The following is a 9,543-nucleotide window of genomic DNA, read 5'->3' on the forward strand; positions in this document are numbered from 1 at the left end:
GACATGGGCGCGCGTGGGTACGTTCCGAACGAGTTGCTGGGCAGGCTGGTCGGGTCCAGGCTCTACTCCGTGCAGTTCGTGTACGACTACGTCCAACTGCACTTCGACGCCCCCGACCACGGCCTACCGGTCCTCACCTGCGACGTCATGCCCACGGTCACCGTCATCGGCGGCCCGCACACCGACGGCCGGCCCGGTTACGCCGACGCCCTGCGGTCGTTGATCTCCGCGGCCGTGGTCGCCACCCAGGAGGCCACCGGCACCGGGCTGCGCATCGAACTCGACAACGGCACCCTCTCCCTGCACCCGACACCCGCCGAACTGGAAGGACCCGAGATCGCCACCTTGACCGGCTTCACCGACGGCCGGTGGATGTGCTGGCGCCCAGGAGAGGACTCCTTCGAAGACCTCGCCTGACCGTCGGTCCACTCCGGGTTCCCCGGACCCGATCGGGCCGGTTCGACCCTTGCTACGGTGACGCATGCTTTCGTTGCGGGCCAACGGTGTCGAACTCGGCGTGGAGATCTTCGGCCGCGACACCGATCCTCTCGTGCTGCTGGCCGGCGGCACCACGATGCTGTCCTGGCCGGACGCGCTGTGCACGCGGCTCGCCGCCGGCGGACGTCGGGTGGTCCGCTACGACCTGCGCGACTGCGGAAACTCCACCACCGTCGATCCGGAGGCACCCGACTACACACTCCGCGACCTCGCCACCGACGCCGCCGCGCTCGTCGACGCACTCGACGCCACCACCGCCCACCTCGGCGGCTTCGGCGTCGGCGGAATGGTCGCGCAGGTCGCCGCCCTCAACCACCCGGACGTGTTCTCGGCCTTGACCCTGATCAACACGCGCCCGGTCGCGCCAGGCCCCGTCGACGAGGACCTGCCCGACCACGACGCGGCAGCTATGGGCGCTGTCTTCTCCCTGTCGGCGCCTGATTGGAGCGACCGAACCGCGGTCGCCGAATACCCCGCCGACCGAGCGTCGCTGCTCGGCGACGACCCGGACCAGGCCCGCACGACCGCCGCCCGGATGTGGGACCGCACCACGTCGACCGCCCCGTCAGCGCACGAGGCGAACCAACTCGGAATGGTCTTCGCCCGCCTCGACTGCACCCCGCGGTGGCGCGAGCGTCTCGCCGACCTGGCCCTACCAACCCTCGTCATACACGGCCGCGCGAACCTGTTCTTCCCAGTCGGCAACGGCGAAGCACTCGCCACCCAAATCCCCGACGCACGGTTGCTCGTCCTGGACGACATGGCCACCGCCCTTCCCGATGACGCCACCGACCGGGTCGCCACCGCGATGCTCGACCTGCCGACCATCCCGCGCGGCTGACCACCGAGCGTTCGCCACCCGGCCACACCGTCCTCGCGTGGGGCGAGCCATCGAAGGGAAGTCTGCCCTCCCATACCTGTAGACACGTTCGATTCACTCAGACGGACGCTCAACTGTGGTGGTTGTGATCAGGTCTTGAAGGTCTTCTGGAACGAGAGAATCAACTCGAGTGAGAAAATGCTCGTCGCCAATGGCTTTTCGTATTACTGCGATGAGGTCGACATCGGAGGTGTCGAGGTTTCCGCTGAATCGATACCATCCTATAGCGGCTTCCAATACGAGGTCGAGTGCATCGTTGTAGCGATTCTGTTCGACGAGTAGTTTGCCGAGTTGCGTTGCGACGATCGAGGCCGATCTCGGATCGGATTGCGTCAAAATAGCCAGTGCTTGGCGGTAGAGGTTGTCGGCGTCTTCGAGTCGCTGTTGCTCCTGCGCGACTCGCCCGAGCTGGTGGTAGGTCGACGCCGCGCCGTGTCGATCACCGAACTCCAGCAGTAGTTCGAGTGCTTGGCGGTAGAAGTTGTCGGCATCTTCGAATCGCCGCTGCTCCAGCCCAACTCGCCCCAGCCGGTGGTAGGTCGACGCCGCGCCGTGTCGATCACCGAACTCCAGTTCCAGGTCGAGTGCTTGGCGGTAGAGGTTGTCGGCGTCTTCGAGTCGCTGCTGCTCCTGCGCGACCGTTCCCAGCTGGTGGTAGGTCGACGCCGCACTGTGCCGATTACCGAACTCGAGCTTGAGGTCGAGTGCTTGGCGGTAGAGGTTGTCGGCGTCTTCGAATCGTCGCTGCTCCTGCGCGACTCGCCCCAGCTGGTGGTAGGTCGACGCCGCGCCGTGTCGATCACCGAACTCCAGTTCCAGGTCGAGTGCTTGGCGGTAGAGGTTGTCGGCGTCTTCGAATCGTCGCTGCTCCTGCGCGACCGTTCCCAGCTGGTGGTAGGTCGACGCCGCGCTGTGTCGATCACCGAACTCGAGCTTGAGTTCGAGTGCTTGGTGGTAGAGGTTTTCGGCGTCTTCGAATCGCTGTTGCTCCTGCGCGACTCGCCCCAGCTGGTGGTAGGTCGACGCCGCGCTGTGCCGATTACCGAACTCCAGCAGTAGTTCGAGTGCTTGGTGGTATAGGTTTTCGGCGTCTTCGAATCGCTGTTGCTCCTGCGCGACTCGCCCCAGCTGGTGGTAGGTCAACGCCGCGCTGTGCCGATTACCGAACTCCAGCAGTAGTTCGAGTGCTTGGTGGTATAGGTTGCCGGCATCCTCGAACCGTCGCTGCTCCTGAGCGACCATCCCTAGCTGGTGGTATGTTGACGCGGCACTGTGCCGATTACCGAACTCCAGCAGTAGTTCGAGTGCCTGGTGGTATAGGTTTTCGGCGTCGTCGAATCGTCGCTGCTCCTGCGCGACAATTCCCGCCAAGTGCCGTAGCTGCGCCAGTTCGGCGTGGACGGTGTTGCGGTCGGCGGTGGTGAGTGCGTTGAGGGCGGTGTCGAGGAGTTCTCGGCGTGTGTTGTTCTGCCTGATCTGGTCGAGGTACTCCTCCAGCGGTTCGAGGAGGGGCATGCATGGCAGGACGTTGCGCAGGGCGTGGTCGAGCGCGGCGGTGAGGTTGGCATACCACGCGTGCACCGCCGCCCGTGCCGCAGTGCGATCGTCAGGTTGTGGGGAGACGAGCATGCGTCCGAGCATGTTGCCGAGTTCGGCGTACAGGCGGTAGTGGGCGGTCTGGGTGGCGGCGAGCAGGTCGGGTTGTTCGCGGAGTCGGTGGCGCAGGAAGTAGGGCAGGACCGGCACGATCTGCGCGTCGCTTCCGCCGGCGGTGGCGGCAAGGCCGATCGTGACGGCGGCACGCAACCCCGCCTGGGGGTCAGGTGGTCCGGCGAGGGTGGCAGCAGGATCTTCGGTGAGCAGCTCGTGGTACCGGTCCAGGACCGGGCCGGTCGGGACGGTGGTGGTGAACGGGGCCAACAGCAGCAGGGCGTTCTGGGTGGCGGGGTCGAGTTTGCCGTGGCTGTACTCGATGGCGGTGCGGATCAGGCCGACGGGGTCGGCGATGGTGCCGCCGGTGTCCAGCTCGGCCAGCACGGTGGTCGGGTCGGTGTCGGCGAGGGTGGGTAGCACGACCTCCAGCGGCAACGGATAGCCGCCCAGCAGGGTCAGCAGGCGTTGCAGGGCGCGTCGTTGGTCGGGGTCGGTGTGGTGGTGCGTGGCGTGGTGACGGGCCAGGATGCGTTCGGCCAGGGTTGAGGCGGCCTGCTGGTCCAGGCCCGGCAGGTCGTAGACGTTGGCCTCGAACGTGGCGGGTGCCAGCCAGGTCTCCGACTCACGTGAGCCGAGCACGACCAGGGTCCGACCGCCGCGCAGCCGGGACAGCAGGTCCCGCAGCGCGTCGCGTTGCCCGGTGTCCAGGGCGTGGGGGATCGCGGCGGGGCTGGCGGTGATCGACTCGGCGTTGTCGACCACCAGCAGGTGGCGGGCCGCCCGCAGCATCCGCACGATCCGCTGCGTCGCGGCCTGCTCCGACAGCTCCTCCCACCGGGCCAGGTCGACCCTGCCCAGCAGTGCCTTGGCGATCTCGCGGATCATCTGCCCGGCGGTCCAGGCACGGTCGGCGTAGTCGAACACGAACACCCGGTCGACCAGGCCGGTGCGCTGCCACCACCACCCCAGATGGGTGATCAGCGTGGACTTCCCGGCGCCCGCCATGCCGCGCAACAGCAACTGGTTGCGATTGGTGTCGAGCAGCAAGCGCCGTTCCACGGCCTGCACGTCCAGATCGCGGCCCACGAAACCGTACTCAGGGCGGGGTTCCTCCTTGACCAGGGCCTCCCGCGCGAGGAACCGTTCCTCCTCCTGCGGCGTCATCTCGCGCAGCGACAACGCGAGCGGCTGCTGCCGGAACACCACCGGCAGCACCCAGTCCTCCAACTCGACCTGCTGGTCGAAGTACGCCTGCCGGGCGCGCTCGTCGAACAGGCTGCGCCGCATCGCGCGCAGCGCCAGGTCCGGGTCCACACCGCGCGACAACCGCTCGTACAGCACCGGCATCGCCGCCCGCGCCGCGGACACCGTCACCGAGTACGCCATGCCCACCACCGTGGGCACCCCGGCCTCCACCAACTGCTGCGCCAACGCCGCCTCACTGGCGGTCTGCTTGGCCGACTGGCAGGCGTTGAGCACCGCCATCGGAACCCGGTGCTCGGCCAACAACGCCGCCACCTCCGACGCGCCGACCAGCACCGGCTCCCCGTCGCGCGCGGTCTCGAACGACAGGAACCCCCGTCGGCCCTCGAACTCCGCGACCTTGTCCGACGCGAACAGCAGACGACCCGCGCGGCGCCCCGAGTCCAGGCTCGCGTAGTCGGTGAACGTGCCGTGCACGTCGAAGTGCACCAACTGGTACCACCCCGACCCGTGCTCCTCGCTGGCCGCACGCAGGTGCTCCCGCAACGCCGTCCACGTCCCCGGCCGCACCAGGTCCACCGTCACCGACAGCTCCGAACGACGCACCGCCTCCAGCAGCGGCCGCGACACGGTCCGGTACCCCACGTCCCGCGGACCGTCCGGCCGCGCCGTCACCACCAGGATGTTCAACGACCCCCGCGGCGGCGGCATCGCGAACGCCGACCCCGGCAGCTCCACCCGCCGCGACACCGGCACCAGCACCGCCAACGGCGAGGCCGCAGCGGGCTCTCTCATCGCCTCCCAGTGCAACCGGTGCAACGCCGCCGACCCGGCCACCTCCACCCGGCAGCCGTCGAACGCCGCCTCCCGCACGTCCAGGAACGCCCGATGCGCCGCCCCGCCGAAAACCTGACCGAACAGCGACTCGCCGTAGGAACGCAACAACTCCACCGCGCCCAGCCGCCGCTCACCGTCCAGGAACGGATACCGCAGGTGCTGCTCGAAGTACCACTCCAGTTCCGCCTCGTCCCGATCCCGTGCGGGATCGGTCACCGCGACGTCGTATTCCCTGCCACCGGGAAAAGACACCCGGACCGAGAACACACCCTCCCCGTCACGGCCACGCTCGCCGATCCGGATCGTCTCCACCTCACGCCCCACGCGACACCCTCACGACCACAACCTCGTCACCCGACGCCGTCGTCGCACGCACGTACTCGATCTCCGGCGACCGCTCCACCCGACCCGCACGCACCCGCGCCACCACCCGCTTGACCAGGTCGTACACCACGTTGCTCGCCAGGTTCACCGCGAACGGCACCGCGATCCACTCCAGGATCTCCGGACCGAACTGCCCCGGCACCGCCTCCTCCACCGACACCGGACCGGCCTCGGCCGCCTGCTCGTCCGCACCCCAGGCCGCCACGAACTCCGCCGTCGACAACCCGACACCCGGCTCGATCACCACCAGAAAAGACGACACACCCACCCCTCCCCGCCACCGACACGAACATCAACGGATATCACTTCGACACCCACGAACCGTTACACGAAGCACCACCGACGACCTGCCGACCGCACAACTGCGGACGGCAAAAACCAGCACATGAACTGAACATGACTCACTTTTCGGTGACTGCTCGCCCCGTCATGACAACCACACCACCACTGACCACGCGACTCGACCCGACGGACGTCCGCTCATGCCGCTGATCGAGCGGTACGCAATGTCCGCTTTCTACCGAGAAGCGGATGTCGGCGCTGCGACTGGGCTTACGGTCATGGAACTCTGACTTCTACCTGGCACAGATCGCGAGCGTGGTTGTGCCCGTCGTCACCTGTGGTTTGTGACGGCGTCGTTCGGGGTGGGATGGCCGGGTACGGGCGGGTGGTTCGATTTTGGTTAGGCCATTTGAGGGATAGTGGCTGTTTGTTCGGAGTGTTCGGTAACCATCGGGGATGGGTCTGCGATCTTGGGGGAGTCCTGTCGAGGTGGAGGATGGCCTGGCTGGTGGTGTGGGTTACCGGATGGGTGTGGGGAAGGGCTTATGACCGGTCTCGTGGTGGACGGCTCGGGGTTTGAGCTGGTCCTGGGTGACGAGCGGATCGGTCCGCGGCGGGTTCTCGGGCGCGCGGATGTCGAGTTCTTGGAGGAGTTGGCCGCCCGGTATGTGCGGGCGGTGCAGGCAGGTTCGGGTGATGTGCTGTTGGGGTTGGGGCGGGAGCTGTTCGGCTGGTTGGACGGTGAGCGTGGGCAGTTGCGGGTGTGGTTGTAGCGGGCGGTGGCGCCGGTCGTGATGGAGGTGCGGGGGCCGCAGTGGCCGTCGGCTGCGGCGTGGTGGGTTCTGCGTGCTCCGTTCGAGTTGTTGGCGTGGCCGGACGGGGGCTTTCTGGCCGGGGACGAGTTGACCCGGTTCGGTGTGGTTCGGCGTCTGGGCCCGGTGTCTCGGCTGGCGGGGTTGGACGGGTTCCGGTTGGGGTTGGCGTTCATGGCGTCCTCGCCGGTGGGGCAGCACGAGCTCGACTTCGAGGCCGAGGAGATGGCGATTCTCGACGCGGTGGGTGACGCCCGTGTCGACCTGCTGGTCGAGGACACCGGCGATCCGGAGCAGTTGGGCGAGCGGCTGTCCGGCGCGGGGCTTCCGGTGGTGCACCTGTCGTGTCACGGGGTGAACGCGTGGCCGGGCAAGGGCGGCGAGCCGGTGCTGCTGATGGAGGACGAGACGGGAGGTGCCCGGCCGACCACGGCGGCGGAACTGGTCGGTCTGCTTCCGGGGAGTACGCGGTTGGTGTTCGTGTCGGCGTGTCTGACCGCGACCGGGGCCGACGCTTCCGCGCATCTGCCCGCGGGCGGTGGGCGGAAGGCCGGGACGGGTCCGGAAGGGCGGGACGGGCTGCTGGCGCACTCGCTGTCGACCGGTTTGGTCACCGCGGGCATACCGGCGGTGATCGGGTGGGACGGCTCGGTGGAGGACCGGGCGGCCACGCTGTTCGCCGGGCGGCTGTACCGGGCGTTGGCCGATCGGGTGGACCTGGCGGTCGCGGTGGGTGACGCGCGCCGGGCGTTGTTGGGCTCCGAGGACCCGGTCGTGCGGGCGGACTGGCACATGGCCCGGTTGTGGCTGGGGCCGGCCGGGGGCGGACCGGTGGTGGCGGGCGGCCGCAAGCGGTCGCTGGTGTCGGCCGTGCACGGCACGAAGAGGTTCCTTGACCACAAGCAGCAGGTGCCGGTGGCCAAAGCGCAGATGTTCGTCGGCCGCCGCGAGGAACTGCGGCGTGCTCTGCGAGCGTTGAGGAACGGCGACCGGGCCGGGGTGTTGTTGCACGGGCAGGGCCGGTTGGGCAAGTCCAGCCTCGCGGCACGGATCGCCGACCGGGTCGCCGGCGACTACTCCACCGCCGTGGTGTTCGGCGACTACGGTGCACTGGCGGTCTTGGACGCGGTGCGCGACGCGGTGCGCACCAACCAGGCGGCCCGGGACCTGATCGACAGCCGGCTCCCTGAGGTGCGCGATCGGCCCGAGGCGATCAGCGAGGTCCTGGTCGACCTGCTGTCCGGGCCGTGCGCCCAGGCCGACGACGGGCGCAAGCCCCTGCTGCTGGTCGTCGACGACCTGGAACAGATCCTCGTGCCGGACCCTGCCGGGCCACACCGGGTCGCGCCGGAACACGCCCTCGTGCTGGCCGCCGTGCTGCGGGCCTTCGACCCCGCCGAGACCGACAGCCGTCTGCTGCTCACCAGCCGGTTCACCTTCACCCTCGACGGCGCGCAAGCCACCCTCGACCACATCCACCTGCGGCCTCTGTCCACCGTGGCGCAACGCAAACTGCACCGCCGCCAACAGGCCCTCGCCCCGGCGGACCGGCAGGCCGAGCGCGCCCGCCTCGCACACCGGGCGGTCGCGGTGAGCCGCGGCAATCCCGGACTTCAGGACCTGACCTGCCTGCGTCTGGCGTACAACGAGCAAGTGCCCCTCTCGCGGGTGCAGGCAGCGGTGGCGGGGATGGAGGACTACCTCAGCCGGGGGGATCTTCCCGCCGACGGCGAGGTTCGGGAGTTCCTGGAGAACCTCGCCCTGGACACGCTCCTCGACGAGGCAGGCACGACCGACCACGCCCTGCTGCGTGCCGTCACACTCTTCGACCTGCCCGTCCCGGAACCTGTGGTCGACCGCGTCGCCGACCACGTCGGCGGATCACCGACCCGCCTGCGCGGCCTCGGGCTGCTGGAGCCCTACCCCGACCCCGTCGAACGGGGACGCACCGCCCTGGCCACCAATCCCCTCGCCGCCGGACGAATCCCGCCACTGACCCCCGCCGAACGGTCCGCGCTCGCCGACGTCACCGTCGATGCCCTCTTGACCGCCTGGACCCCGGACACCGCATCCGGCTTCCGGACAGGAGAACAGGAACTGCAGCTCACCCGGCTGGCGCTGCTGGCCGACAACCCCACTGTCACCGCCGTGTGCGCCTTCGGTGCCGTCCGACACCTGCGTACCGGTCCGGCGGCCGATGCCGCCGCACTGGGCTACGACGCGATCGGCCTCCTCGACCGCCACCAACGACCGATGCCCATCCCCCTCCTGCGCGCGACCGCCGACGCGGCCCTCACCAGCGGCGAGGGGCCCGCAGGCCACGCCCTGCTGGACCGAGCCGCACACCAGGCCACCACCGAGGACCACGACGATCCCCTGGAGCGCGCCAGAGTCCTCACCGAACAGGCCCGCCGCCTCATCACCACCGGCGAACCACACCAGGCCGAACAACTCCTCCACCAGGCACGCCACCTGTTCATCACCGAGGGATCCGAACTTGAAGCCGCTGCGGTGACCGGCACCATTGGCGACATCGCCGAGCAGCGCGGGCATTACGACGAGGCGTTGCGCATCCGCCGCGAGATCCAACTCCCGGTCTACGAACGCCTCGGCGACACCCGTGCCGCCGCCATCACCTGGGGCCGGATTGGCGACATCGTCGAGCGGCGCGGGGATTACGACGAGGCTCTGCGCATCCGTCGCGAGGTCGAACTCCCGGTTTACGAACGCCTCGGCGATACCCGCTCCGCCGCCATCACCTGGGGACAGATCGGTGACATCCTTTATCAGCGTGGGGATTACGACGAGGCCCTGCGCATCCGTCGCGAGGTCGAACTCCCGGTTTACGAACGTCTCGGCGATACCCGCTCCGCCGCCGTCACCTGGGGCCGGATCGGTGACATCCTTTATCAGCGTGGGGATTACGACGAGGCCCTGCGCATCCGTCGCGAGGTCGAACTCCCGGTTTACGAACGTCTCGGCGATACCCGCTCC

Annotated in this window: 6 protein-coding genes; 4 read left to right on the forward strand and 2 right to left on the reverse strand. The window is 68.7% G+C overall.

Features of this window, described 5'->3' with window-relative positions; all coding sequences use genetic code 11:
* The first annotated feature begins 3 nt into the window (after positions 1-3).
* Entirely contained in the window at positions 4-417 is a 414-nt protein-coding gene (locus AB0K14_RS29090) for a hypothetical protein (RefSeq protein WP_360460525.1), read from the forward strand.
* A 64-nt stretch (positions 418-481) separates the two neighbouring features.
* Positions 482-1,339: an alpha/beta hydrolase gene (locus AB0K14_RS29095; protein ID WP_360460526.1), complete on the forward strand. Its 858-nt coding sequence runs from the start codon at positions 482-484 to the stop codon at positions 1,337-1,339.
* A gap of 93 nt (positions 1,340-1,432) precedes the next feature.
* On the opposite strand, the gene AB0K14_RS29100 is transcribed toward AB0K14_RS29095, so the two are convergent.
* Positions 1,433-5,029, reverse strand: a complete 3,597-nt coding sequence (locus AB0K14_RS29100; RefSeq protein WP_360460594.1) for a tetratricopeptide repeat protein — start codon at positions 5,027-5,029, stop codon at positions 1,433-1,435.
* Between the two features lie 355 nt (positions 5,030-5,384).
* Positions 5,385-5,717, reverse strand: coding sequence for a hypothetical protein (locus AB0K14_RS29105; protein WP_360460528.1), 333 nt, complete (start codon positions 5,715-5,717; stop codon positions 5,385-5,387).
* Positions 5,718-6,282: 565 nt separating this feature from the next.
* Here AB0K14_RS29105 and AB0K14_RS29110 point away from each other — a divergent pair.
* Together AB0K14_RS29110 and AB0K14_RS29115 are read left to right on the forward strand one after the other, a co-directional pair.
* Positions 6,283-6,510 carry a hypothetical protein gene (locus AB0K14_RS29110; RefSeq protein WP_360460531.1) on the forward strand — a complete coding sequence of 76 codons (228 nt, stop codon included), beginning with the start codon at positions 6,283-6,285 and terminating at the stop codon, positions 6,508-6,510.
* A gap of 6 nt (positions 6,511-6,516) precedes the next feature.
* A partial coding sequence (locus tag AB0K14_RS29115) for a CHAT domain-containing protein (RefSeq protein ID WP_364339305.1) occupies positions 6,517-9,543 on the forward strand: 3,027 nt, incomplete at its 3' end.

The organism is Actinosynnema sp. NPDC050801 (genome assembly GCF_040673975.1).
Classification (GTDB): Bacteria; Actinomycetota; Actinomycetes; order Mycobacteriales; family Pseudonocardiaceae; genus Actinosynnema.